22 protein-coding genes are annotated in these 26,089 nt (G+C 71.6%); 13 read left to right on the forward strand and 9 right to left on the reverse strand.

Annotated elements, in window-relative coordinates:
- Position 1 precedes the first annotated feature (1 nt).
- From ABZT49_RS25625 to ABZT49_RS25640, 4 genes are read left to right on the forward strand one after another with little or no spacing between them, the layout of a single operon-like run.
- Positions 2-772, forward strand: a complete 771-nt coding sequence (locus ABZT49_RS25625; RefSeq protein WP_355290215.1) for an enoyl-CoA hydratase-related protein — start codon at positions 2-4, stop codon at positions 770-772.
- Position 773: 1 nt separating this feature from the next.
- Entirely contained in the window at positions 774-1,826 is a 1,053-nt protein-coding gene (locus ABZT49_RS25630; RefSeq protein ID WP_355290217.1) for an acyl-CoA dehydrogenase family protein, read from the forward strand.
- A gap of 11 nt (positions 1,827-1,837) precedes the next feature.
- Complete coding sequence (locus ABZT49_RS25635; protein WP_355290219.1) at positions 1,838-2,989, forward strand: acyl-CoA dehydrogenase family protein; 1,152 nt, start codon at positions 1,838-1,840, stop codon at positions 2,987-2,989.
- Positions 2,990-3,001: 12 nt separating this feature from the next.
- A complete protein-coding gene (locus ABZT49_RS25640) occupies positions 3,002-3,790 on the forward strand; it encodes a crotonase/enoyl-CoA hydratase family protein (protein ID WP_355290221.1) in 789 nt (262 codons plus the stop codon).
- A 312-nt stretch (positions 3,791-4,102) separates the two neighbouring features.
- Here the strand turns inward: ABZT49_RS25640 and ABZT49_RS25645 are convergent, their stop codons facing one another.
- From ABZT49_RS25645 to ABZT49_RS25675, 7 genes are all read right to left on the reverse strand, one after another.
- Complete coding sequence (locus ABZT49_RS25645; RefSeq protein ID WP_407943570.1) at positions 4,103-4,843, reverse strand: ABC transporter ATP-binding protein; 741 nt, start codon at positions 4,841-4,843, stop codon at positions 4,103-4,105.
- Positions 4,836-6,635 (reverse strand): ABC transporter permease subunit, encoded by a 1,800-nt coding sequence (locus tag ABZT49_RS25650; protein WP_355290223.1) that lies wholly within the window; start codon positions 6,633-6,635, stop codon positions 4,836-4,838. The genes ABZT49_RS25645 and ABZT49_RS25650 overlap by 8 nt, the downstream gene beginning before the upstream one ends.
- Positions 6,628-7,461 carry a branched-chain amino acid ABC transporter permease gene (locus ABZT49_RS25655; protein WP_355290225.1) on the reverse strand — a complete coding sequence of 278 codons (834 nt, stop codon included), beginning with the start codon at positions 7,459-7,461 and terminating at the stop codon, positions 6,628-6,630. The genes ABZT49_RS25650 and ABZT49_RS25655 overlap by 8 nt, the downstream gene beginning before the upstream one ends.
- A 410-nt stretch (positions 7,462-7,871) precedes the next feature.
- A complete protein-coding gene (locus tag ABZT49_RS25660) occupies positions 7,872-9,026 on the reverse strand; it encodes a substrate-binding protein (protein WP_355290227.1) in 1,155 nt (384 codons plus the stop codon).
- A gap of 32 nt (positions 9,027-9,058) precedes the next feature.
- Complete coding sequence (locus tag ABZT49_RS25665) at positions 9,059-9,904, reverse strand: nitrilase family protein (RefSeq protein ID WP_355290229.1); 846 nt, start codon at positions 9,902-9,904, stop codon at positions 9,059-9,061.
- 173 nt (positions 9,905-10,077) lie between these two features.
- On the reverse strand, positions 10,078-10,704 hold the full coding sequence (locus tag ABZT49_RS25670) for an ANTAR domain-containing protein (protein WP_355290231.1): 627 nt from the start codon (positions 10,702-10,704) through the stop codon (positions 10,078-10,080).
- Positions 10,701-11,870, reverse strand: coding sequence for a transporter substrate-binding domain-containing protein (locus tag ABZT49_RS25675; RefSeq protein WP_355290233.1), 1,170 nt, complete (start codon positions 11,868-11,870; stop codon positions 10,701-10,703). The genes ABZT49_RS25670 and ABZT49_RS25675 overlap by 4 nt, the downstream gene beginning before the upstream one ends.
- Positions 11,871-12,247: 377 nt before the next feature.
- Between ABZT49_RS25675 and ABZT49_RS25680 the strand changes: the two genes are divergently transcribed.
- The 9 genes from ABZT49_RS25680 to ABZT49_RS25720 all read left to right on the forward strand — a co-directional run bounded on the left by ABZT49_RS25680 (position 12,248) and on the right by ABZT49_RS25720 (position 23,948).
- On the forward strand, positions 12,248-13,633 hold the full coding sequence (locus tag ABZT49_RS25680) for an MFS transporter (RefSeq protein ID WP_355290235.1): 1,386 nt from the start codon (positions 12,248-12,250) through the stop codon (positions 13,631-13,633).
- A gap of 19 nt (positions 13,634-13,652) precedes the next feature.
- On the forward strand, positions 13,653-14,195 hold the full coding sequence (locus tag ABZT49_RS25685; RefSeq protein WP_355290237.1) for a MarR family transcriptional regulator: 543 nt from the start codon (positions 13,653-13,655) through the stop codon (positions 14,193-14,195).
- Positions 14,196-14,212: 17 nt separating this feature from the next.
- Complete coding sequence (locus ABZT49_RS25690) at positions 14,213-15,928, forward strand: thiamine pyrophosphate-requiring protein (protein ID WP_355290239.1); 1,716 nt, start codon at positions 14,213-14,215, stop codon at positions 15,926-15,928.
- A gap of 161 nt (positions 15,929-16,089) precedes the next feature.
- Positions 16,090-17,214, forward strand: coding sequence for an LLM class flavin-dependent oxidoreductase (locus tag ABZT49_RS25695; RefSeq protein ID WP_355290241.1), 1,125 nt, complete (start codon positions 16,090-16,092; stop codon positions 17,212-17,214).
- Positions 17,207-18,376: an acyl-CoA dehydrogenase family protein gene (locus ABZT49_RS25700; protein ID WP_355290243.1), complete on the forward strand. Its 1,170-nt coding sequence runs from the start codon at positions 17,207-17,209 to the stop codon at positions 18,374-18,376. Before ABZT49_RS25695 ends, ABZT49_RS25700 begins: the two co-directional genes overlap by 8 nt.
- 201 nt (positions 18,377-18,577) lie before the next feature.
- Complete coding sequence (locus ABZT49_RS25705) at positions 18,578-20,203, forward strand: ABC transporter substrate-binding protein (protein WP_355290245.1); 1,626 nt, start codon at positions 18,578-18,580, stop codon at positions 20,201-20,203.
- Between the two features lie 246 nt (positions 20,204-20,449).
- Positions 20,450-21,457 (forward strand): ABC transporter permease, encoded by a 1,008-nt coding sequence (locus tag ABZT49_RS25710; protein ID WP_355290246.1) that lies wholly within the window; start codon positions 20,450-20,452, stop codon positions 21,455-21,457.
- Positions 21,454-22,293 (forward strand): ABC transporter permease, encoded by an 840-nt coding sequence (locus tag ABZT49_RS25715; protein WP_355290248.1) that lies wholly within the window; start codon positions 21,454-21,456, stop codon positions 22,291-22,293. Before ABZT49_RS25710 ends, ABZT49_RS25715 begins: the two co-directional genes overlap by 4 nt.
- A complete protein-coding gene (locus tag ABZT49_RS25720) occupies positions 22,266-23,948 on the forward strand; it encodes an ABC transporter ATP-binding protein (protein WP_355290250.1) in 1,683 nt (560 codons plus the stop codon). The genes ABZT49_RS25715 and ABZT49_RS25720 overlap by 28 nt, the downstream gene beginning before the upstream one ends.
- A 254-nt stretch (positions 23,949-24,202) precedes the next feature.
- On the opposite strand, the gene ABZT49_RS25725 is transcribed toward ABZT49_RS25720, so the two are convergent.
- Together ABZT49_RS25725 and ABZT49_RS25730 are read right to left on the reverse strand one after the other, a co-directional pair.
- A complete protein-coding gene (locus tag ABZT49_RS25725; protein WP_355290252.1) occupies positions 24,203-25,471 on the reverse strand; it encodes a methyl-accepting chemotaxis protein in 1,269 nt (422 codons plus the stop codon).
- 103 nt (positions 25,472-25,574) lie between these two features.
- Entirely contained in the window at positions 25,575-25,961 is a 387-nt protein-coding gene (locus ABZT49_RS25730; RefSeq protein WP_355290254.1) for a response regulator, read from the reverse strand.
- Positions 25,962-26,089 lie beyond the last annotated feature (128 nt).

The following is a 26,089-nucleotide window of genomic DNA, read 5'->3' on the forward strand; positions in this document are numbered from 1 at the left end:
CATGACCGATCACCCCGTGCTGCTGGAGCGCCGCGACGGCGCGGTCGCGGTCCTGACGCTCAACGAGTTGGCCAAGCGCAACGCGCTCACCCCGGCGATCCGGGTGGCGCTCGCCGAGGCGATCGAGCGCATCGAGCGCGATTCCGCGATCCGGGCGGTCGTGCTCACCGGCGGGACGCAGGTGTTCAGCGCCGGCGGCGACCTGACGGCGATGCAGGCCGACGGGCTCGCCGGCGGGCGCGACCGGTTCCGGCTGCTCCACGCCATCATCCGGGCGATCGTGAAATCGGGAAAACCCTACATCGCCGCCGTCGAGGGCTGGGCCGCCGGTGCGGGCTTCAGCTTCGCGCTCCTGTGCGACACGATCGTCGCCGCCGAGGGCGCGCGCTTCGTCGCCTCATTCCCGAAGGTCGGGCTGGTGGCCGATGCCGGCCTGCTCCACACCCTGCCGGCCCGGGTCGGCCAGGGCCGCGCCCGCCAGATCCTGCTCCAGGCGAGCCCGATCGGCGCCCGGGACGGCCTCGCCATCGGCCTCGTCGACGAGGTCGTGCCGGACGGCCACACCCTCGACCGGGCGCTGGCGCTCGCCCGCGCCTACGAGGGACTGGCGCCGCTCTCGACCGCGATGGCCAAGGAGTGGCTCGCGCGCGGGATCGACGAGGTGCTCGATTGGGAGCGCAGCGCCCAGGCCGCCCTGTTCCAGACCGCCGACCACCACGAGGGCAAGACCGCCTTCCTCGAGAAGCGCCGGCCCGCCTTCCAGGGACGCTGACATGACGGATTCTCAAACGGACGATGCCGGCGCGAGCTTGCGCGAGACCGCCGACCGGCTGCTCGCCGACCACCTCACCCCGCAGGCTCGCGCAACGGTGGCCGCGGGCGAGTGGCCCGCGGCTTTGTGGGCGGCCGTCGACGAGGTCGGCCTGCCGGCCGCGATCCTGCCGGAGGCGGCCGGCGGGTTCGGGGTGCCGGTCGCCGACGCCCTCTCGCTCCTGACGGTGGCGGGCGCGCACGCCCTGCCGCTGCCGCTCGCCGACACGATGCTCGCCGGCTTCCTGCTGGCCCGCGCCGGCATGGAGATCCCGGCCGGGCCGCTCGCCGTCGCGCAAGGATCCGAGATCAGGCTCGACGCGGCCGGCCGGGCGAGCGGGCACGCCTGGGGCGTCGCGTTCGGCCGCCACGCCCGGGCGGTCGTGGTCCTGGCGGAGGGAACCGGCGGGCCGGTCCTCGTCGCGCTGCCGCGGGATGCACTCGCGATCGAGCCGGGCACCGACATCGCCGGCGATCCGAGCGACGCGCTGCGCGTCGAATCGGTCGCCGCGGACAGTGCCCCGGCTCCCTTCGGTGCGGCCGGCTTACGGGCGGCGGGTGCCGCGACCCGCGCCCTGATGATCGCCGGGGCACTCGGCGCCGTCAGCGCCATGACGGTGGAGTACGCCCGCGAGCGCCGGCAGTTCGGCCGCGCCATCGGCCAATTCCAGGCCGTGCAGCAGAACCTCGCGGTGCTCGCCGGCCAGGCGGCCTCGGCGGCGGCCGCCGCCGACCTCGCGGCGGAGGCGGTGGCGGAATGGGGACCGGGGCTGCTGCCGGTGATCGCCGCCGCCAAGGTCCGTACCGGCGAGGCGGCGGGCCAGGGGGCAGCCATCGCCCACCAGATCCACGGCGCGATCGGCTTCACGGCGGAGCACCGGCTGCACCACTATACCGGCCGCCTGCGGGCCTGGCGCGACGCGTTCGGACGCGAGGCCGAGTGGGCGCAGAGGCTCGGCCGCCACCTGATCGCCGCCGGCCCGGACGGGCTGTGGCCCGCGATCACGGCCGCGTGAGGACTCGTCCCATGTCGCAATTCACCTTCCCGCCGCCGCCCCCCTCCCCCGCAGCGGAGGCCTTCCGCGCCGAAATTCGTGCCTTCCTGGCGAGCGCGCTGAAGGACCGCGCCCCGATCGACCGGGCCCAGAGCTGGAACGGCCTCGACCCCGCCTTCTCGCGCAGGCTCGGGGAGCAGGGCTGGCTCGGGCTGACCTGGCCGAAGCAGTATGGCGGGCAGGAGCGCTCGGCGCTCGACCGCTACGTGCTCCTCGAGGAACTGCTCGCGGCCGGCGCGCCGGTCGGCGCGCACTGGATCGCCGAGCGCCAGAGCGGCCCGAGCCTGCTGCGCTACGGCACCGAGGCGCAAAAAAGCGCGATCCTGCCCCGGATTGCCGCCGGCGAGTGCTTCTTCTGCATCGGCATGAGCGAGCCCGATTCCGGCTCCGACCTCGCCTCGGTCCGCACCAAGGCGGTGCGGGAGGCGAACGGCTGGCGGGTCAACGGCACCAAGCTGTGGACCACCAACGCCACCCATTGCCACCTCATGATCCTGTTCTGCCGCACCGGGCCGCTCGACCGCGAGCACCGCCACGCCGGCACGAGCCAGTTCCTCGTCGATCTCACCCTGCCGGGCATCACCATCCGGCCGGTGCGCAACCTCGTCGGCGAGCACCATTTCAACGAGGTGGTGTTCGAGGACGTCCTCCTCCCCGAGGACGCGCTGCTCGGGCGCGAGGGCGAGGGCTGGGCGCAGGTGACCGGCGAGCTCGCCTACGAGCGCAGCGGGCCGGAGCGCTTCCTGTCCTCGTTCTGGCTCCTCGTCGAATTGGTGCGGGCGCTCCAGCCGGCGGCCGATGTGCGGGCCGAGATCGCCCTCGGCCGGCTCGGCGCGCAGCTGATCACGCTCCGGCGCATGTCGCGCTCGGTGGCGGGCCTGCTCCAGGCCGGGGCCGATCCGGCCCTGGAGGCCGCGATGGTCAAGGATCTCGGCGCGCTGGTCGAGCAGGAGATCCCCGAGATCGCTCGCGACCTCGTTGCCGACGGCCCGCCGACGCCGCAGAGCCGGACCTTCGCCGAGGTCCTGGCCTATACCACCCTGCACGCACCATCCTTCTCGCTGCGCGGCGGCACCCGCGAGATCCTGCGCGGCATCATCGCCCGCGGCCTCGGGCTGAGATAAAGGGAGACGACCATGACCGACGCGGTGCTCTACGAGCAGGAGGGCGGGATCGTCACCCTGACGCTCAACCGGCCAGAGACGCGCAACCCGATCTCGGAGCGCGACGTGGTCGACGGGCTCGTCTCGGCGCTCGGCCGGATCGGCACCGATCCGTCTGTGCGGGTGGCGATCCTGACGGGGGCAGGCAGCGCGTTCTCGTCCGGCGGCGACCTGCGGGCGATGCAGTCCGCGCTGGAGGAGCGCGCCCGGGACCCCCACGCCACGATGGCCTACTACACGCAGGGCATCCAGCGCATACCGCTCGCCTTCGAGGCCCTCGACGTGCCGGTGATCGCCGCCGTCAACGGCCCGGCGATCGGCGCGGGTACCGACCTCGCCTGCATGTGCGACCTGCGCATCGCCGCCGACACGGCGCGCTTCGCCGAGAGCTTCGTCAAGATCGGGATCATTCCGGGCGACGGCGGCGCATGGCTGCTGCCGCGGGTCGTCGGCTGGTCGAAGGCCTGCGAGATGGCGCTCACCGGCGACGCGATCTCGGCCGCGGACGCGCTCGCCTGCGGGCTCGTCTCGCAGGTGGTGCCGGGACCCGAGCTGATGGCGGCGAGCCGGCGGCTCGCCGAGCGCATCGCCGTCAACCCGCCCCAGGCGGTCCGGGCGACGAAGCGCCTGTTGCGCGAAGGACGCTTCGCGACCCTGCCCTCGCTGCTTCAGCTCTCGGCCGCGGCCCAGGCGATCGCGCACACCAGCGAAGAGCACCGCGAGGCGCTCGCCCGTGCGCTGGCGAGGACGGCGAAGGGCTGAGGCCCGCGGCGGCGCGGTCCACGACGGGACGTGAGGCGCGAAGGCCTCATACCATCTCCACTTGATCTTTTCCGAAGTAAGCAGAGCGCGGGATCCCCTCTCCCGTGTGGGAGAGGGGTAGGGGTGAGGGTGGCTCGGGTTCAGAGTGAAGCTCCGACCGTCGAGCTGCGCAGCTCGACGCTGGGCGACATATCCAGCAGCCGAGCCACCCTCACCCCCGGCCCCTCTCCCACACGGGAGAGGGGAGACGCGTTCAATCTTTATCTGACCGGATCAGGCGGAAACTGTATCATACGCCCCCGACCGCCCCCGTCACACGCTCAGGTGCCGCAGGATCCGCGCCCGCGCTTCCCCGTCGACGCTCCCCTCGTCGTCGATCTCGCCGAGCTTGAGCGCGGCCCAGCGATTGGCGACCCGCAACGCGAAGTCGAGGTTCTGCTCGACGATCAGCATCGTGGTGCCGTAGGCGATCCGCTCGGCCGCGAGGGCGGCGGCGATGCGGTCGACGACCGAGGGCTGGAGGCCCTCGGAAATCTCGTCGATGAGAAGCAGGCGCGGGCGCAGCATCAGGGCGCGGGCGAGGATGAGCATCTTCTGCTCGCCTCCCGACAGGGTGCCGGCGCGCTGCGACAGCCGCTCCTTCAGGAACGGGAAGTGGCCGAACACGCGCTCCAGCGCCTCCGGCAGGAGCCGGTCCGAGGCCAGCGCCAGGCGCAGGTTGTCGCGGATCGAGAGGTCCTGGAACAGCGGCTGCTCCTGGGGCGCGTAGCCGACGCCGAGGGCGACGAGCTTTGCCGGGCTGAGCCCGGCGATCGCGCGCCCGTCGATCGCGACCGAGCCCGACCGGAGCGAGACCAGCCCGAGGATCGTCTTCAGGAGCGTCGTCTTGCCCATGCCGTTCTTGCCGAGCAGTACGACGCTCTCGCCCGGCTGGATCGCGAGCGACACGCCCTTCACGATCGAGACGGCGCCGTAGCCGCTCGACACGCCGTCGAGGACCAGGCTCGCACCCCCGACCGCGGACGCGGGCTTGGCCGTCATGACGTCATTCATGGCCGCCTCCCGCGTAGATGGTCCGCACCAGCGCCGAGCCGACGACCTCCTCGACCGTGCCGTCGAGCACCAGCCGGCCCTGGTGCAGCACCACGATGCGCGAGGAGATCTCGCGCACGAAGTCGAGGTCGTGCTCGACCAGCATCACCGCGAGGCCGAGCTCATTGGCGAGCCCTTTGAGCACCGTGCCGATGGTGGTGCGCTCGGCCTTGGTCAGGCCGGCGGTGGGCTCGTCGAGGAGGACGAGGCGCGGCTCCAGGGCCACCACCATCGCGAGTTCGAGCGCCTGCTTCTGACCGTGCGAGAGCAGGCGGGCGGGCTCGGCGAGGTGCGCGTCGAGCCCGGTCATGCGCAGGATGTCGAGCACCGCCTGCGGAAGGGCCAGGGTCTCGGCCCGGGCAAGCGGGTTCAGGGATGCGTGGGAGGCACGGGCGAGCCGCAGGCAATCGGCGACCGATAGGCTCTCGAACACGCTCGCGACCTGGAACTTGCGCCCGACGCCGAGGGCGACGATGCGGTTCGGTGTCAGGCCCGTGGTCGGGACGCCGCCGACCGCGATGGCGCCTCGGAACGGCTCGGTGCCGTCGCTGAGGCAGCGCATCAGCGTCGTCTTGCCGGCGCCGTTCGGCCCGACGAGGCTGACGAGCTCGCCCGCCCGGATGGTGAGGTCGATGCTCTCCAGCACCGTCAGGCTGCCGTAGGACTTGGCGAGGCCCTGGACGGCAAGCAGCGGGCCGTCGCCCGTTGGTGCCGCGCGCGAGTGCTCCGCGCGCAGGCGCGGCGCGACGGCCCGCCGCCGCCCGGCCGGCAGCGCGCCCCAGGCGCGGCGGGCGAGCTCCGCGAGGCCGCCCGGCAACAGGATGATGATCGCGACGAAGGCCGTGCCGAGGAGGAGCTGCCAGAGGAAGGGCAGGTCGCCCGAGAGGTTGGCGGCGAGGTAGTCGATCGCGATCGTGCCGAGCACCGGCCCGATCAGCGTGCCGCGCCCGCCCAGGGCCACCCAGATCACCAGTTCGGTGCCGAACAGGAAGCCAGCATTCTCCGGCGCTACGACCCCCGAGGCGTTGGCGAAGACGAAGCCGGCGAGGCCCGCGACGCCCGCCAGCGCTGCGGTGAGGCCGATCTGCCACCGCCGGGGATGAAGGCCGAGATAGGCGCAGCGCGCCTCGTTGTCCCGCAACGCCACCAGCATGCGCCCGGCATCCGAGCGCACCAGGATCCAGGCCGCAAGCGTCACGGCGACGAGGAGGAGGGCGGCGAGCCGGAAAAAGCCCTCGATCTCGAGCGGCAGGACGTCGAAGCCGACGAGACCGCTGCTGGAGCCGGTCCGCTCGCCGCCGGAATAGATCGCCTGCACCACCACGATCGGCACGACGAGGGAGATCACCGAGGCGTAGAGCGCGGTCGAGCGGTGATAGAAGGACAGCCAGCCGACCGCGAGGCCGAGCAGCATCGGTGCAGCGACCGCGAGCAACACTGCCAGCGCCATCCAGTGCGGCGCCCCGCCCTGCGCCGTGAGCAGTATCGCGGTCGCGTAGGCGCCGACGCCGAAGAACGCGGCCTGGCCGAAGGTCAGGATGCCGGCGAATCCCCACAGCAGGTCGACCGTGACGGCGAGCACCGCGTAGATCATCGAGCGGGTCAGCACGTTGACCGCGAAGGTGTCGAGGACGAGCGGGGCGAGCCAGAGCGCGATCGCCGCGAGGATCGCGACGACGAGCGGGGCGGCCCGGGCGAGGCGGAGGCGCTCGCGGATAAGGGCGGGTGTGGCGGCCGTGACGGTCTCAGGCACGCGAGAATCCTTTCGGGCTGATGCGCAGCACGAGGGCGGCCAGCACCGCGACCGCGATGCTGCCGAGCACCGGGCTGACGAAGGTGCTGACCAGCACCTGCGCCGCCCCGAAGACGAGGCAGGCGGCGGCGAGCGCGAGGAACGAGGCGTCGGCGACCATCACCAGCATGAAGGCGCCGATCAGCCAGCCGACGCCCATGGTCGGATCGACGCTGGTCAGCGGCGTGAGGAGCACGCCCGCGAGCGCCGCGAGCCCGGCCCCGATCATGAAGACGACGAGGCGCACCCGGGCGGTGTCGAGGCCGAGGCTTCGGGCGAGCGTCTCGTTCATGATGACCGCGCGGGCCGAGAGCCCGAGGCGCGTGCGCTCGATGACGAGGGCGAACCCCGTCCCGATGACGAGGGCGGCCAGCAGCGCGACGAGGCGGTAGGCGGAGTAGCCGGTACCCAGCACCTCGACGGTGCCCGACACGAGGTTCGGGGTGAGCTGGACGTCGCGCCCGAAGGCGAGGGTGATCAGTTGGCCGACGACGATGCCGAGGCCCCAGGTCGCCAAGATCGCGTCGAGGGGCCGGCGGTAGAGCGGGCGGATGATGAACAATTCCGCCAGGCCCCCGAGAGCGGCGCCGACCGCGAAGGCGAGCGGCAGCGCGGCCCAGGGATTCAGCCCGAGCTTGCCCGCCACGACGGCGCAGTAGGCGCCGATGGTGAGCCAGGCGCCGTGGGCGAAGTTGATGATCTTCAGCACGCCGAAGACCGCGAGGAGACCGATCGCGACCACGAACAGGATCGCGGCGGTGGTCAGGATGTCGAGGAGGAGCAGCATCGTGCTTGTCCGAGGTGGAGGCGAACGGCAGGGCGCCGATCACAGGATCATCCGAGATTTCGCTCAGTCGTTCGGAGCTTCCGGCTCCGCTCGGATCCATTCGCATAAAGATAAAGCGCGCCTCCCCTCTCCCGAGTGGGAGAGGGGCCGGGGGTGAGGGTGACACGCTTCAGTGTGAAGCTCAGAGCGTCCAGCTGCGCAGCTCGACGCTCAGCGTTCTACACTGAAGCGTGTCACCCTCACCTCTACCCCTCTCCCACACGGGAGAGGGGATCCCGCGCTATACTTGTTCGCGATTGAACATGCGGACCTTGTATCGATGGCAAATCTGGATTCCGGACTCCGCTGCGCGGCCCCGGAATGACGCGGAGGATGTCAGGACCGTCGAGCGGATCGAACAGCCCCCGACATCAATCCAGCTTCGGGCATTGCTCGCCCGGATCGACGTCCTTGAAGGTCCCGACGACCTTGACGCCGCCGTCCTTCTGGACCTGGCCGAGATACATCGTCAGCGGCGCGTGGTGCTGCTTGGTCATGCCGATCGTGCCGCGCGGGCCGGTGGCGGTGACGGTCGGCAGGGCTGCCAGGACCTTGGCGGTCTCGGTGCCGCCAGCCTTCTCGACCGCGGCCTTGTAGAGGTAGATCGCCTCGTACTCGGGCACGGACAGGTCGTTGGGGGTGCGCAGGGACGAGCCGAACTTCTTCTCCATCGCCGCGAGGAACGCCTTGTTCTGTGGGCTGTCGATCCCGGTGACGTAGGAGGCCGAGAGGTAGATGCCCTCGGCATCCGCCCCCATGCTCTTCGCCGTGCCCTCGTCGACCGCGAGGTTGGCATAGGGCAGCGTGACGCCTGCGCCGCGCAGCTGTTTGGTGAGCGTCACGTTCGGGGCACCGCCGGCGGTCGAGGTGACGAGCGCGTCGGGCTTGGCCTCCTTCAGCTTGGAGATGATCGCGGTCCAGTCGCTGCCGTCCATCGGCAGGTATTCCTCGCCGACGACCTTACCGCCGCTCTTCTCGATGTATGCGCGGGTGAAGGCGAGCATGCCGCGGCCGAAGGCGTAGTCGCTGCCGATCAGGAAGTAGCTCTTGGCGCCCTTGTCCTTGAAAGCGTCGATCACCGGCGGCACCTGCTGCTCGGGCACCCAGCCGTTGACGAACAGGTTCTTGTTGCAGGACCGGCCCTCGTAGAACGAGGTGTAGATGTAGGGCACGCGGCCCTTGGTGACGGCGGGCAGGCCGGCATTGCGGGCGGCGCTCGTCTCCATCGCGATGATGACGTCGACCTTCTTCTGGTAGATCAGCGAGTCGAACGCCTTCTGGGCGCCGGCGGCGCCCGAGGCGTCGTCCGCGACTTCGAGGGCGAGCTTGCGGCCGAGCACGCCGCCGGCGGCGTTGATCTCCTCCACCGCCAGCTCCGCCGCCTGCACGACGGAAGGCGCGACGACGCTGTTGGCCCCCGACAGGCCGACCGGCACGCCGATGACGATGGGCTTCTCGGCCGCGAGGACCGGCGCGGCGGTGAGCATGAGCGCGGCGAGCGCGCCGGTGAGCGAACGGGTCTGCATGGTGCGGGCTCCTCTGGACGGGAAATCTGACGTCAGGCGTAGAGGTCGGTGCGGCGGTCGCCGAGGACGGAATTGAACTCGTTGAGGTCCTTAGCGCCCGCCTCGGCGAGGTCGATCACCGCCGAGATGGTCTCAGGACGATCGCGGCTCGCCGGGCCGGCGAGGGTCCAGCCCTTCGGGCCGATGATCAGGCTCTGGCCCTCGAAGGGCTGACCGCGCTCGACCCCGACCCGGTCGGCGCAGGCGATGAAGATCCCGTTCGAGTGGGCGGCGGCCCGGTGCAGGGTGTTGGCCATCGCGGCCTCGCCCGCGGGCTGGTTCGGCATCGGCACCCAGTTGGTCGGGATGCAGACAATCTCGGCGCCGCCGAGCGCCAGCTGCCGGAAGGTCTCGGGAAACCAGCCGTCGTAGCAGATCGCGATGCCGACCTTGCCAAGCGCCGTCTCGAAGACCGGGAAGCCGAGATCGCCTTTGCGGAAGAACAGGTTCTCCCGGTGCCAGAGATGCGCCTTGCGGTAGGTGCCGATATAGCCGTCGGGCCCGGTGATCAGCGCCGAATTGTAGAGCGCGTCCCCGGCCCTCTCGGCGATTCCGGCGACGATATGGATGCCGAGTTCCGCCGCAAGGTCCCCCCAGGCGCGGGTGGTCGGGCCGTCCGGCACCGCTTCGGCGAGGGTGGAGGCCTCGTCGGGCGTCTCGAACACGTAGCCGGTGCTGGCGAGCTCCGGAAGCACGACGAGCCGGCTGCCCTCGCGGGCGGCGGCGCGGACGAGGTCCGAGGCGCGGGCGATGTTCTCCGCCACCGCGCCGAATGCGGGCTCGAACTGGATGCAGGAGACCCTGAGTGATGGGCGAGCGGGATTGTTCGCTTGGATCATGATCGCTCCAAAACGCAAAAAGCCCCTGGACGCGGAAAGACTTTCCGCAGACCAGAGGCTTCGAAGCCGGGATGTGATGCAGCACGCGGCTGCTGGGCAACCTTGCCCGTGCCGCTACGATACTCAAGCCCGAGGCCGCCGCAAGACCATAAATGGGGCAGGCGCTGCCCGGATCAGGTCTTCTCCGCCAAAGCGATGCGCAGGCCGAGCCCGCTCATCGCCTCGTGCGCCGCCACCACGCTCTCGGCGACACTCGCCATCGGCACCCGCGCGGCGGTGGCGCGGTCGCGCAGCAGGCGATAGGCCGCGTCCTCGTCGATGCGGTTGAGGTCGACGAGCAGGCGCACCGCCCGCTCGACGCTGCGACGCCCCTTCATGGTCTCCTCGAGCCGGACGATCTTGCTCGCGAGCCGGCCCTCGTAGCCGCGCCGGTAGCGGGCGAGGACGAACTGGGTCAGCACCCCGCGCGGCCGCAGCGGCTTCGTCAGCACGCCGTGGGCGTTGACGTCGACGATGGCCTTCAGCGAGGTCGGGCTCTCGTAGGCCACGATGGCGACGACCGCCGGCTGGGCCTCCTCGATGGCCGGCAGCAGGTGGCGGAACTCGCCGTCGTCGAGCTGGATGAACAGCGTGTCGATGTCCGACGGCAGGGCCGCCGGCGGCGGCCAGGCGAGCGCGACCTCGCAGCCGAGGCGGCGGAGCTGGTCCACCAGCGACGCCCCCTCCTCGTCGCGCGGATGGACCACCAGCGCCCGGGCGCGGCGCAGGTCGTCGAGGATCTTGCGGGCCGGCGCGCTCATTGGCCGAGCCCCTCCTCGAGGGCGTTCAGCTCGAAGCGCGTCCAGGCGAGGTAGGGGTCGGGCCGCACCGGCCGGCGGGCGCGCCAGACCACGTCGAACTGGCCGTCGGGGCGCGCGACGCCGATGCCCGGCGTGAGCCAGATGTGGCGGGTCTCGCCGTCGAAGGCGAGCTCGCCCTCCGGCGCGAGGTAGCGGCTGCGCAGGGCCGCCGCGCTCAGGCGCTCGGCGTCGAGGCTGCCGGCTTCCGCGAGGGCGCGAGCGAAGAGGTGGACCTGCGCGTAGGCCGTTTCCGACCACATGCTGGTCGGCCGGTCCGGCCCGAACCGCGCCTGGAAGGCGGACACGAAGCGGCGGTTCTCCTCGCCGTTGAGGCTGCCGAAATAGGACGAGGCCAGCACGTGGCCGGTGCAGGCCTCGGGGCCGATCGCCTGGATCTGCCCTTCCGCCAGGGTGAGGCTCGCGATCGGGCAGCGGGTGCGGTCGATCCCGGCCGCAGCATAGGCGCGGTAGAGCCGTTCCGCGCCCCGGCCGACCACGGTCGAGAACACCGCGTCCGGCGAGACGCTGCGGATCTCCGCGACCATGCGCTCATGCGCCGCCTCGTCGGCGTCGAGGGGGGCGTAGACCTCGCCCAGGATTGTGCCGCCCTTGCTCTCGATCAGGTCGCGCATCACCCGGTTCGACTCGCGCGGATAGATGTAGTCCGAGCCGACCATGAAGATCCGCGGCCCGTATTCCTGCATCAGGAAGTCGGCGAGGGCAAAGACGTTCTGGTTCAGGGTGGCGCCGGTATAGACGACGTTCTCGGAATATTCGAACCCCTCGTAGATCGACGGGTACCAGAGCAGGCCGTTATGGCGCTCCATGGTGGAGAGCACGGCCTTGCGGCTGGCCGAGAGCGAGCAGCCGAACACCACCTCGACCCCGTCCTCGGCGAGCATCCGCCGGGCGAGGTCGCGGTAGGCGTCCCGGTCGCCGGCCGGATCGTAGCAGACTGGCTCGATCGCGCGCCCGAGCACGCCGCCGGCCCGGTTGATCTCCTCGATCGCCAACGCGGTGCCGAGGAAGTGCTCGGTCTCGGTGATGCCGCTCACCCCGCTGCGGGAGAACAGCACCCCGACGCGCCAGGTCGCCCTGCCCGTGTTCGCCTTGCCCGTGTCCACCATCCGCCGCCCCGTGCCGGACCGATGTCCTAGCCGAGGGACGGGGGGCCTGGGAAGCGAGCGCCGGAGCGCTGCGGCGAGAGACCTCGACGGGGGCCGACCGGCCCGGCCGATGTCTCCGTCGGCGCGGCGCCGACGGAGTCGGTGTGCCGATATATTAGTTGGTAGGCAAACCAACTTGACGGAAGCTGGAGACCGTCCCAAGCTGGCACAATGAGCCCGGACCAAACGGGCCGCCCCGGGAGAAACGCCATGGCAGCTTCGGCGGGAGAACCGCACGTCGCCGATCCCCGTGCGCCGGCCCTGCCGGTCGTCGCGGGCCGATGCGCAGGACGGGACCTGTCCCCCCGGGACGGCTCCCTCACGGTGCGGAGGCCGGCATGACCGCCCCCGCCGCCCCGGCGCGGAGCGCCACCGACATCGGCGAGGTGCTCGATGCCGGCCACTGGACGAGCCTGCAGAAGACGGTCGTCGCCCTCGCCGCCCTGTCGATCGTCATGGACGGGTTCGACGGCCAGCTGATCGGCTTCGCGGTCCCCGTGCTGATCAAGGAATGGGGCGTCTCCCGCGGTGATTTCGCCCCGGCCCTCGCGGCGGGCCTCGTCGGGATGGGGATCGGCAGCGCCTGCGCCGGCCTGTTCGCCGACCGCTTCGGCCGGCGCTGGGCGGTGATCGGCAGCGTGCTCGTCTTCGGGCTCGCCACCTGCGCCATCAGCCTCGCCGACAGCCTGTGGGGGATCGGGGTCCTGCGGTTCATCGCCGGCCTCGGCATCGGCGGGGCGCTGCCGAGCTCCACCACCGTGACCGCCGAGTTCACCCCGGCCCGGCGCCGGACGCTGGCGATCACCGCGACCATCGTCTGCGTGCCCTTGGGTGGGATGCTCGCCGGCGTCTTCGCCGGCTTCGTGCTGCCGACCCTCGGCTGGCGGGCGCTCTTCCTGCTCGGCGGCCTGCTGCCGGTGGCCTACGGCCTCGTCCTGATCGTCGCCCTACCGGAATCGCCCCGCTTCCTCGCCCGCCGGCCGGCCCGCTGGCCCGAGCTGGCGCGGCTCTTGACCCGCATGGCCCGCCCGGTTCCCCCCGGCGCCGCCTTCACCGACGCCAATGAGCAGCGGCTGGAGCAGCGCGGGGGCGTCCCGGCCCTGTTCGAGGCGGGCCGGGCGCGGGACACGATCGCGCTCTGGTGCGCGTTCTTCCTCAACCTGCTGGCGGTCTACAGCGCCTTCAGCTGGCTGCCGACGATGCTGAACGCCGCCGGACTCGACGTCGCGGTGGCCGGATCGGGCCTCACCGCCTACAATTTCGGCGGCGTGTTCGGCGCCCTGCTCTGCGCCGTCGCGATCACCCGCTTCGGGTCGCGCGGGCCGCTGCTCTTGTGCTCGGCCGGCGGCGCCGTCACGGCGCTCTCCCTCACCGGCGTCGACATCAAGACCTCGACCGGTCTCCTGATCGCCGGGCTCGGCCTCCAGGGCTTCTTCGCCAACGCCACCCAGTCGACGATGTACGCTGTCTGCGCCCACGTCTACCCGACCACCGTGCGGGCGACGGGTACCGCCTCCGCCCTCGCCTTCGGCCGCCTCGGGGCGATCCTCAGCGCCTTCGCGGGGGCGGCCGTCATCACCTCCGGCGGATCGGGCGGCTACCTCGTGCTGCTCGGCCTCGCCATGGCCGGGGTCGCGGTCGCCCTCGCGCTCGTCGGCCGGCACATCCCGGCGATGCGGCCGGCCGCCGGCCTCGGGGCGACGGGTGTCGCGGCCGAGCGCTGACCGCGGCGGGGCGCCCAGCATGCGCAAGCGAACCACGACCAGGGCAACGGCCCCGCCCGCCGACGCGGCGGGTCCGGGCGCCGCCCAGGCCCCAGTGCAGCTCGGATGGCTCGGCGAGACCATCGCCTACAACCTGCGTCTCGCCCAGACCGCGTCGTTCCAGGCGTTCAGCGCGCTGACCGGGGATCTCGGCCTGCGCCCCGGCTGGTACGCGCTGCTGCAGCTCATCGGCGACAATCCGGGCGTCAGCCAGACGGCGCTGAGCCTCGCAACCAGCCGCGACAAGAGCACCCTGACCCCGCTGCTCGGCGACCTCGAGCGGCGCGGGCTGATCCGGCGCGAGCCCGACCCGCTCGACCGGCGCGGGCGCCGGATCAGCCTGACCGAGGCCGGACGGGCGAAGCTCGCGTTGCTGGCGGAATGCGCGGCGCGCCACGACGCCCGGCTCAACGCCCTGTTCGCGCCCGAGCAGCGCCAGCACCTCGTCGCCCTGCTGAAGACCCTGACCGAGGCGCTGACCACCGAGACACCGCCACCGGAATCCGGCCCGCCGGAGGACTGAATTCAAGGATCGACCGCATGTACACGACGAGCAGCGCCTTCCTCGACGCCCTGGTCGAGGCCAACGTCTCGTTCATCTTCGCCAATGTCGGGAGCGATCACCCGGCCCTGATCGAGGCGGTCGCCGAGGCGCGGGCCGCCGGGCGGGCGATCCCGCAGATCGTCACCTGCCCCAACGAGATGGTCGGGATGAGCGCCGCCCACGGCTACTGGCAGGCGAGCGGCGAGCCCCAGGCGGTCGTGGTCCATGTCGAGTGCGGCACCCAGGCGCTGGCGGGCGCGGTGCACAACGCCGCCAAGGGCCGCGCGCCGATGCTCGTCTTCGCGGGCGCCTCCCCCTTCACGCAGGAAGGCGAGCTCAAGGGGAGCCGCAACGAGTTCATTCAGTGGATCCAGGACGTCCACGACCAGCGCGGGCTGGTGCGCGGCTACATGCGCTACGACAACGAGATCCGCACCGGCAGGAACGTCAAGGACCTGGTCCACCGGGCGCTGCAATTCGCCAAGTCTGACCCGAAGGGCCCTGTCTACCTGATGGGCGCCCGCGAGGTCATGGAGGAGGAGGTCGCGCCGACCCGCAACGACGCCGCCGCGTGGCGGCCGATCGAGCCGGCGGCGCTCGGCGGGCGGGCCATTCGCGAGATCGCGACGGCGCTCGCGGGCGCGCGCCGGCCGCTCCTCGTCACATCCTTCGTCGGGCGCAACCCGCGGGCCGTCACGCCGCTCGTCGCCCTGTGCCGGCGGCTCGGGATCGGCGTGCTCGAATCGGTGCCGAACGCGATGAACTTCCCGCACACCGACCCGCTCTACCAGGGCAACCAGTGGAACCACCCGCGCCAGAACCCGGTCCTGGCCGCGGCCGACGTGATCCTGGTCGTCGACAGCGACGTGCCGTGGATCCCGACCGTGTCGCGACCCGCCGACGACGCCCGCATCTTCCACATCGACGTCGATCCGCTGAAACAGCAGATGCCGCTCTGGCACATCCGTGCCGAGGGGGTGTTCGGCGCCGACGCCGAGACCGCCCTCGACCAGCTCAACGCGTGGTTCGACGCGAATCCCCCGGATGCCGACGCCGTCGCCGCGCGCACGCAGCATTACGCCGCTCTGCACGCCGCGCGCGGGCAGGCGCTCCGCGCCCTGGAGCAGCCTTCGGAGACCGGGGCCGTGACCGCGGAATACCTCGTCGCCCGGCTACGGGCGCTCGCGGGGGACGACGCCCTGTTCGTGAACGAGGGCATCTCGCACTACCACACCGTCTTCGACCACCTGGCGCTCGACCGGCCCGGATCGATCGTCACCAGCGGCGGCGGGTCCCTCGGCTGGAACGGCGGCGCAGCGATCGGGATCAAGCTGGCGCGGCCCGAGAGCACGGTCGTGGCACTCACCGGCGACGGCTCCTACCTGTTCACCGTCCCCTCGTCGGTGCACTGGATGGCGCGCCGCTACGAGACGCCGTTCCTCCAGATCGTCTTCAACAACCGCGGCTGGAAATCGCCGAAGCTCTCGACCCTGGCCGTCCATCCCGACGGCTACGCCGCGCGGGCGAACCAGCTCGACACCTCGTTCGAGCCGGCGCCCGACTATGTCGGCATCGCCGCCGCGGCGGGTGGCGCCTGGGGGCGCCAGGTCGGGCAAGCGGCGGAGGTGGACGAGGCCCTCGCCGAGGCCTTGCGGGTGGTCCGCGAGGAGCGGCGCTGCGCCGTCCTCGACGTGTGGCTGCCGCATCACTGAGTCCGGTGGGCGCGGGGCGCCGGCCCCGCTTCCATCCCCCAGCCTCATGAATTTTGGAAAAGCTTTCCTTGCGCGGATCGCAAAAGGAAAGACCATGTCTTACGCCCGGACCCGCCCCACCGTACTATCCTGAAGACGGCCAGCAGGATCATGGGGCGGACGTGGCGACCGAATTCATCAGCATGACGTTCCCGAATGCGTCGACCGAGATCGATCCGGCGCGAGATCCGGCGATCGATCCCGCTTACCTTGCGCGCTACGCCCGCACGCTCGACGATTACGGGTTCGACTACACCCTCGTCCCCTACGCGTCCTCGTCCTTCGATCCGTTCACGATCGGCGCGACGATCGCGGCACAGACCCGGCGCCTCAAGATCATCGTCGCGCTGCGCCCGAACACGCTCTACCCGACGGTCGCCGCGAAGGCGCTCGCGACCCTCGATCAGCTGAGCGGCGGGCGGGTCGTCGTGCATTTCATCGCCGGCGGCAGCGACACCGAGCAGGCGAGCGAGGGCGATTTCCTCGACAAGGAGGAGCGCTACGCCCGGCTCGACGAGTATATCCGCATCCTGCGCCGCGCCTGGACCTCCGCCGAGCCGTTCGATTTCGACGGCACCTACTATCGGTTCAAGCAGTTCCGCAGCGCGGTCCGGCCGGTCGCCGGCACCATACCGGTCTCGGTCGGCGGCTCGTCCGACGCGGCCTACCGCATCGGCGGCGCGCATGCCGACATCTTCGGGCTCTGGGGCGAGCCCCTCGCCGAGACCCGGGAGCAGATCGCGCGCATCCACGCCGAGGCGGCCCGGGCCGGCCGCACCGACCGGCCACGCATCTGGGTCACCTTCCGGCCGATCGTCGCCGAGACCGACGAGCTCGCCTGGGCGAAGGCGCACCGCATCCTCGACGCGCTCACCGCCAACCGCGCAAAGGGCTTGAGCCGTGTGCCGGTGACGGCGGGTCGCCCGGCCAATGTCGGCTCGCAGCGCCTGCTCGCCATCGCTTCCCGCAGCGACGTCCACGACCGCGCCCTGTGGTACCCGACGGTCACGGCGACCAACGCCGCCGGCGCCTCGACCGCCCTCGTCGGCTCGCCGCGGACGGTGGCCGACGCGCTCCTCGACTACGTCGATCTCGGCGCGGATCTGATCTCGATCCGCGGTTACGACAACCTCAACGACGCGATCGATTACGGCCGCTCCGTGCTCCCCCTCGTCCGCGAGGGACTCGGCCAGCGCGCCACCGAGACCCGCGTCGAGGCTCACGACGACATCCGCGGCTATGCGTGACGATCTGGTCGTCGCCGGCCTCGACCTGTCGGGCACCGTCGCCCGGCTCGCCGCAGCGGCACCTAGCGCCGACGCCGCCGGGTCCTTCCCGCGCGAGGGCGTCCGGGCGGTCCACGAGGCCGGCCTGCTCGCCTGGAGCGTGGCGGCGCGCTACGGCGGCCGCGACCTCCCCCTCGGCGACCTCGCCCGGCTCGCCGCCGCCCTCGGGCGCGGCGACCCCTCCGTCGCCCTCATCAGCCTGATGACGCTGTTCGCCCACCGCCAGCAGGCGATCGGGGGCCTGTGGCCCGAGGCGCTCTACCGGCGCGTCCTGGCGGAGGGCGAGCGCGGCCCGGTGCTCCTCAACGCCGCGCGGGGCGAGCCCGAGCTCGGCTCCCCGGCACGTGGCGGCCTGCCGCGGACCCGCGCCCGCCGGACCGCGCGCGGCTGGGCGATCAGCGGCACCAAGCGCTTCGTCACAGGCTGCGAGGGCCTGTCCTACATCCTCGTCTGGGCGAGCACCGACGAGATTCCGCAGCGGGTCGGCACCTTCGTGGTGCCGGGCGGCGCGCCGGGCCTGCGCATCGTCGAGAGCTGGGCGAGCCTGGGCCTGCGGGCGAGCGGCTCGCACGACGTCGTCCTCGACGAGGTCGAGGTCGGCGCCGAGGACGTGATCGGGCTCGCCCCCGCCGACATCGCCGGCCAGGACAACCGCGCCCAGGCGGCCCTCACCCTCGTGGTCACCGCCCTCTATCTCGGCGTCGCCGAGGCGGCCCGGGACGCCTTCCTGGCCTTCGCCGAAGACCGGGTCCCGGCCAATCTCGGCTATCCGGTGGCCCGCACCGAGCGGTTCGTCGCGCTCGCCGGCGAGATCGACCTCCTGGTCGGCGGCGCGCGCCAGATCATCCTCGGCGCCCTCGACCACGCGTCGGACGCCCCCGACACGCTTCTGCGGGCCCGGCTCCTCGCCGGCCGGCAGATCAAGCAGGCGGTGCAGCTCGCCGTCGGCGCGCTTGGCAATCCCGGCCTGAGCCGGGATACCGGCCTGGAGCGGCATTTTCGCGATGTCCAGTCGGTGCTGGTCCACGCGCCGCAGGAGGACACAGTCGTCACGCTCCTCGGCCGGGGTGCCTTCGCGGCCGTCGCCGAGGCCGCGCGCCCGGACCGGCGGCCGGCGGCGTAGCGGCGTCTGGGGCGCCGACCCAACCCTCGACCTCATCCTGAGGTGCCGGAGCAAAGCGGAGGCCTCGAAGGAGGGCTCCAGGGATCTCTCAGACTTCTGGAGCCCTCCTTCGAGGCTGCTGCAAGCAGCAGCACCTCAGGATGAGGTCGCGAGTGGGATGAAGACCATCAACCGACTCGAAGATATTGTCAGGATCTCACGATGACCGACCATCGTCTCCCGTCGCGCCGCGCGCTGCTGACGGCCGCCGCCGCGCTGACCCTTGCGGGCGCCCTCCCCGCCCTCGCGGTCGACGAGCCGCGCCGGGGCGGCGACGTCGTCTTCCTGATCGACTCGCTCGGGCCGACCTGGATCCCGAACAACTCGGCGATCTCGAGCTTCCAGGGCCATGTCTGGGGCCACGTCGCCGACAAGCTCGTCTATGTGGACGCCGACGGCAGGATCAGCCCGTGGCTCGCCAAGGGCTGGGAGCAGAACGCAGACGCCACCGAGTTCATCCTGCACCTGCGCGAGGGGGCGACCTTCTCCGACGGCACGCCGGTCGACGCGGCGGCCGTCGTCGCCAACCTCGACATCTGGCACGCCGGGCGGATCAAGGAGGGCATCAACCCGATCGGCCTGTTCCCGAAGGCCTACGCGCGCGCCGAGGCGCTCGACGCGCGCACCGTGAAGGTGGTCTTCAAGACCCCGACCCTCGGCTTCATCCCGACGCTCGGCTATCACGGCTCGATCCTGATCTCGCCCAAGACCCTGGCGCGGCCCGCGACCGAGCAGGCGGATCTCGCCCGGACCGCCGGCAGCGGCCCGTTCGTCGTCGCTGACTGGAAGGAGGGCGACTTCGTCCGGCTGGTCCGGCGCAAGGACTACAATTGGGGCCCCGCGGCGGTCGGCCGGACCGGACCGGCGAGCCTCGACTCGATCACATACAAGGTGGTGGCCGAGCCGTCGCTGCGGGTCGCCGCCGTCCAGTCGGGCCAGGCCGACGTCGCCTACAACGCCTCGCCGCAGGAGCTGCAGGCGCTCAAGCAGGCCGGCCTGACGATCGCGACGCCGCGCTACCTCGGCTTCGTCAACGGCTGGGCGATCAACACCAAGCTCGCTCCTTTCGACGACGTGCGGGTGCGCCGGGCACTCCAGGCGGCGATCGACCGCCAGGAGATCATCGACACCGTCTACACCCCGGACTGGAAGCTCGCGACCTCGTTCATCCAGAGCAACGTGCCCGGCGCGACCGACCAGAGCGCGCGCCTCGCCTACGATCCGGACAAGGCCGTGCGGCTCCTCGACGAGGCGGGCTGGCTCAAGGGCCGCGGCGGGATCCGAGCCAAGGGCGGCAAGCCGCTGACGCTGGTGCTCTACTCCAACCCCTACCTGGCGACATCGAAGGCGGTCGACGAGCTGATCGCCCAGCAGCTCGGCCGGCTCGGCTGGAAGGTCGATCTGCGCACGTACGACGTCGTGACCTTCGGCCAGAAGGTGCAGTTCGGCGGCCCGGCGGTGCCAGCCTACGAGGTGACGCGCAGCTTCATCGACGCCGGCACGGTGGCGAGCATCCTCACCGACGCCCAGAACGGCGAGAACTGGTTCGCGCTCGGCGACAGCGATCCCCGGATCAACGCCCTGCGCGACCGGATCGCCGGCGCGAGGACGATCGCGGAGCGCGATCCGCTGCTCGACGAGTTGCAGCGTTACGTCCTCGACCAGGGCTACTTCATCCCGCGCACCCAGATCGTCCAGCGCATCTACGTGCAGTCACCGAAGCTGAAGGGCACGACGTATAACGGCATCGCGTATGCGAGCTATTATACGGCGACGAAGGGCGATTAGGCGGCAGCGAATCGATTTGATCCAGCCGAAAGAATTAAAACCCTCCATCGTCATTCCGGGGCCGCGCAGCGGAGCTCGGAATCCAGAACCGCGGATGGATTAGGATAAGGCCCAGATCGTCCCGCTTTCTTCTGAAGCAACTGAGTTTCTGGATTCCGGGCTCCGCTGCGCGGCCCCGGAATGACGCGGAGGGGGTCAGGACTGTCGTGCCAAGCCGAAAAACTTGATGATATGAGACCAATTCCGATGACTCATCCCTACCTGATCTACGCCGGCAAGCGCCTCGCGCAGGCCGCCGCGGTGATCCTGCTCGCCTACCTGTTCACCTTCGTGGTGGTCAGCATCCTGCCGGGCGATCCGATCACCAACGTCCTGCGCGATCCGCAGAACGGCTTCAGCGAGGAGCAGATCCGGGCGATCATCGCCGCGCAGGGGCTCGACCGGCCGCTCGTCGTCCAGCTCTGGACCTCGCTGACCCACTTCCTCACCGGGGATTTCGGGCTGTCGATGCGCTCAAGCCGGCCGGTGGCGGTGCTGATCGCCGAGGCGCTGCCCTCGACGCTGGTGCTCGCCGCCTCGGGCCTCGCCGTGGCGCTCGGGCTCGCTTTCGCGGTGGCTTTCGGCACGCAGTTCCTTCCGGGGCGGATCGGGGGCGCCCTGCGCGCCGTCCCGTCGCTGTGCCTGTCGGTGCCGAACTTCATCATCGGCCTGGCGCTGATCCACGCCTTCGGCTTCCAGCTCGGCCTGTTCCGGGTGATCGAGCCCGACAGCGCCTGGGCGACGCTGTTCGCCGCCATCGCCCTCGGCATCCCGGTCTCGGCCCAGATCGCCGCGGTGCTGATCGCCAACCTCGACCACGAGGCGCGCCAGGATTACGCCGCGGTCGCGAAGAGCCGCGGCCTCTCGCCGGCGCGGCTGTTCGGCCGCCATCTCCTCAAGCCGTCCGCCCTGCCGGTCGTCACCGTCGTCGCGCTCACGGTCGGCGAATTGCTCGGCGGCTCCCTCGTCACCGAGGCGGTGTTCGGGCGCAACGGGATCGGTAGCCTGGTGCAGCGCTCGGCAGCGGCGCAGGACCTGCCCGTGCTGCAGGCGGTGGTGGCGCTGGCCGCCCTGGTCTTCGTCCTCGTCAACCTCGCGGCCGATCTCGTCACCCCACTGCTCGATCCGCGGCTGACGCTCGTCGGTGGCCCGGCCCGCCGGCCCGCGACGACCGGGGAAGCCCCCTCCCCCGCCCTGCGCACGGTGGCCGGATGAGCACCGCTTCGCTCCCCGCCATCCCGCGCCTCGCGGCCCTGCGGCTGCCGCCGCCGAGCGTGATCCTGGCGCTGGCGATCCTCGCGCTGGTGCTCGCCTGGTCGCTCGCCCCCGGCCTGTTCACCGCCTACGACCCGGCCCGCGGCATCCCGGCCCACAAGCTCATGGGCCCGAGCGCCGCGCACTGGTTCGGCACCGACCATCTCGGCCGCGACCTCTACGCCCGCATCGTCCATGGCACCGCCTCCTCGGTGACGAGCGCGCTCGTCGCGGTCGGCATCGGGGTCCTGGCCGGCGGGTCGATCGGGCTCGTCGCCGGCTTCTTCGGCGGCGTGGTCGATGCGCTGCTCGGCCGCCTCGTCGACGTCCTGCTGGCGATCCCGCGCTTCCTGTTCGCGATCATCATCGTCACGGCGCTCGGCTTCGACACCGTCAACACCGCGATCGCCACGGGCATCTCGGCGGTCGCGATCTTCGCCCGGGTGATGCGGGCGGAGGTGATCAAGACCCGGGGGGCGACCTTCGTCGAGGCGGCGTTCCTGCAGGGCGGCTCGCGCTGGCACGTCCTGTGGCGCCACGTGCTGCCGAACGCCTCGCGCTCGGTGCTGGCCCTCGCGGTGCTGCAAGTCGGCCTGTCGATCCTGGTGATCGCCGGCCTCGCCTTCCTGGGCTACGGCGACCCGCCGCCGGCCTCGGATTGGGGCCTGCTGATCGCCACCGGCAAGGACTACCTCAAATGGCCGTGGCTGGTCTACGCACCGGCCCTCGTCACGGTCGCCGCCGTCCTCTCGCTCAACAGGATCAGCCGATGGCTCCGCCGGACGGACCGACCGTGATCGCTCCCCACACGCCCCTGCTCCACGTCGAGGACCTGTCGGTCGCCTATGGCCGCCAGCCGGTCGTCGCGGGCGTCGGGTTCGCGATCGACCGGGCCGGCAGCCTCGCGCTTATCGGCGAATCCGGCTCGGGCAAGTCGACCATCGCCCGGGCGGTGCTGCGGCTCCTCCCCGGCAGCGGGCGCGCCACCGGCCGGGTCATGGTCGAGGGCCGCGAGGTGCTGGGTCTCTCCGAGCGCCGGTTCCGGCCGCTGCGGGGCCGGGCCATCGGCTTCGTGCCGCAGGATCCCGGCAACGCGCTGAACCCGGTCCGCACCATCGGCGCGCAAGGAGAGGAGGCGGCCGCGCTCCTCGACGAACGGAACCGGGCGCGCCGCACGGCCCTGATCCTCGAGACCTTCGCGGCGGTCGGGCTCGACGAGCCGCGGCGGGTCTACGACGCGTATCCGCACCAGCTCTCCGGCGGCATGCTCCAGCGGGTGCTGATCGGCCTCGCGATCCTGCCGCGCCCTGCCCTGCTGGTGGCCGACGAGCCGACCTCGGCCCTCGACGTCACGGTGCAGAAGCGGATCCTCGATCTCCTGTCGCGGCTGCGGGAGGAGCGCGGCATCGGGCTCCTCCTCATCACCCACGATCTCGCCATCGCGGCCGAGCGCGCCGACACCCTGGTGGTGCTCAAGGACGGCGCGGTACAGGAGGCGGGCCGCACCGCGAGGGTGTTCGCCGCCCCCGCCTCGGCCTATGCGAGGACGCTCCGCGCCGACGTGCCGAGCCTCAACCCCGACCGCTACGCGACGTTGCGCGAGGCCGGATTCCGGCGGCGCGAGGCTGTCCCGAAGATTGCGGTGACCGGGATCACCAAGACCTTCCGGGCCGAGGGCCGGGTCACCAGGGCGGTCGACGGTGTCTCGTTCCGCGTGCCTGCCGGGACGACGCACGCGCTCGTCGGCGAATCCGGCTCGGGCAAGACGACGACGATCCGGCTGCTGCTCGGTCTCGAGACGCCGGATGCCGGGTCGATCCGAGTCGCCGGCCAGGACATCACCAGCCAGGAGGTGACCGGCCGCTCGCAGGCGGCGTTGCGGAGCGTGCGCCGCCAGCTCCAGCTCGTCTACCAGAACCCCTACACCTCGCTCGATCCGACCTGGAGCGTCGAAGCGCTGGTGCGCGAGCCCCTCGACCGCTACGGCCTCGGCACCCGGGCCGAACGGGCGGAGCAGGCCCGCGCGGCCTTGGCCGATGTCGGGCTTAAAGCCCACCTGCTGGCGCGCCGGTCGGACGCCCTGTCGGGCGGCCAGCGCCAGCGGGTGGCGATCGCCCGGGCGCTGGTGCTCAAGCCCGAGGTGATCGTGCTCGACGAGCCGACCTCGGCCCTCGACGTCAGCGTCCAGTCCGACATCGTCGAGGTGCTGCTCGCGCTGCAGGCGGATCTCGGGCTGACCTACGTCTTCGTCTCCCACGACCTCGCGCTGGTGCGCCAGCTCGCCCACACCGTCTCGGTGATGCATCGCGGGCGCGTCGTCGAGGACGGCACCGTCCCGGACGTCTTCGATCGCCCGCGCCACGCCTATACCGCAGCGCTGCTGGAGGCGGTCCCGTCGGGACTCGCCGGGCGGGTGGGTCGGAGCGGGGTGGGGCAACCGCTCGTGGCGTGAGAGCCGACTCGATAGGTCGGCGCCGATCGACGGGGCGCGCCGGTGGGACTCTCCATCATCAGGTGGTGCGCCTTCCCGTGACGAGCCTCGGCAGACTCGCGTGGGAAAGCCAACGCTTCGTCCGCTGAGGGTTGTGTCTTGTCGCAGATTTTCGACGCAAGAGCGGCGACCACCCTTGCGGCATCTGCATGGCAACGATCCAGGATCCCGGCGGACCCGCCGCTATCCGGCGGCGGGCCGCCCGGGACCGATCCTCAGAACAATTCGATCATCGGCGCGTCGGGGGCCGTGAAGGCCGCCCCGACCGTGCTCGCATCCGTCCGGCGCTGGACCTGGGTGACGTAGCGCGCCCGCACCGCGTCGAGCAGGCGATCCGGCTCGATCGGGCCTGCCGGGCCGGAGCCGTCCAGGGCGCAGCGGAGGTCGCCGAGAAGCGCGTTCAGCATCCGCACCGACTCGCCCACCGCTTCGATCTGCTGGCGGACGACGTCCTGGAACTGGATCTGGCCGAACACGGTGAGCACCTGGTCGCCGACCTGGCCGCTCAGCGCTTCGATCTCGCCGAACTCGGTCTCGGCCATGCCGGCGATGGCCCGGGTGGTGTCGCCCACGATCCCGTCGAGGTCGCTCATCAGGCCCCGGATGCGCGCCTCCTCCGCCCGGGTCCGCTCGGTGCCGCGGACCGCCACCACGACGTCGTCCACGGTTTGCCGCACCGTCGCGACCCGGCGCCTCGCCTCGGCGATCGCCTCCTGAGACCCCTGGGCCAGGGCCTGCAGCTCACGGGCGATGACCTGGAACCCGGCGCCGTGGCTGCCGGCACGGCTCGCCTCGATATTGGCGTTGAGCGCCAGCATCCGCGTGGCGGTGCCGATCTTCTCCAGCCCCGCCGTCAGCGTGTCGAGGTTGTGCATCTGGTCGCCGACCCCGCCGATGGCCGCGAGCTCGCCGCGCGTGCCCTCGAGACGATCGAGCAGATAGGCGTTGAGCGTCTCCGCGAGGCCGCGCAGGGCCGCCTCGCTGTCCCCGGCGAGGTCCACCATCCGCCCGCGGGTGCGCGCAACGCAGGCGGCGCTCCGGCTCTGGGCCGCGTCGAGGGACTGGAGAGCCGCGATGATGTCGCCGGCGGCGGTCTCCGTCTGGGCAACGATGCTGCGCAGGTGTTGCTCGGTCACGCTGAAGAAGGGGTCGAGCTGCGCGAGCGTGCCGGCGGCCTCCGCCGCTCCAGCCGGGACCGGCCTCGTCGCGGTGCCGAGATGCGCCGACAGCGCGGCATCCGGCGGCGGAGCGGAAGGAGCGGCGGGCGGGATGCCGGCGGCCGGCGCCGCTGCGCCCGCATTGCGCTGCAGGAACCGAACGGCGAGGCCGCCGCAGCCTGCATAGGCCCCGCCCAGGATCAGCGACGAGGGCTGGACCACGCCGAGGATCCAGAGGGCGGCGCCGACCGTGACGCCCGCACCGGCGCCCAGCAGGAGCGCCGTCAAGTCGGACCGGGCGGGAGCGGGGAAAACTGCGATCTGCATCGGGCACGACCCGCTGGAGGGAGGAATCTGGCGCGCCAGCCCGAGGAGCCGGTCCGAGCATGCGTAAGGTGAGGCCGCCGGATCGGGGCGGCCCGGCAGACGGTCAGGCCGCGCGGGGCTGAACCGCGGGTGCGACCTGCCGGATGACCTGCAGCAGCTGGTCGGGCTGGACCGGCTTCACCAGCCAGCCCGTCGCGCCGGCCTTGCGGGCCTCGTCGCGCTTCTCCTGCTGCGACTCCGTCGTCAGGACGAGCATCGGCACGAAGCGGGTCGCGGCGAGCTTGCGCAATTCCTGGATCAGCTGGAGGCCGTTGATCCCCGGCATGTGGAAATCCGTGATGACGAGGCCGGGCGCGAGGCCTGCCTGCACCTTGGCCAGCGCCGCCTCGCCGGTGGCGGCCTGCTCCGCGGCATAGCCCGAGCGGGCGAGGATGCCCGACATGCTCGACAGGATCGTCGGCGAGTCATCGACGAGCAGAACGGTACTCATGGCCATCATCTCCTCTGAAATCCGTCACGAGCCGCGCGATCCCTTCGGCGGGATCGAGGCTCCGAGCTATGACCCTGGTATCACGCCGCCTCGAGTGAGTTCTCTTCCGCTGAGGAGCGCTTGAAGTA

The sequence above is a fragment of the Methylobacterium sp. EM32 genome (genome assembly GCF_040593685.1).
Taxonomy (GTDB): Bacteria; Pseudomonadota; Alphaproteobacteria; order Rhizobiales; family Beijerinckiaceae; genus Methylobacterium.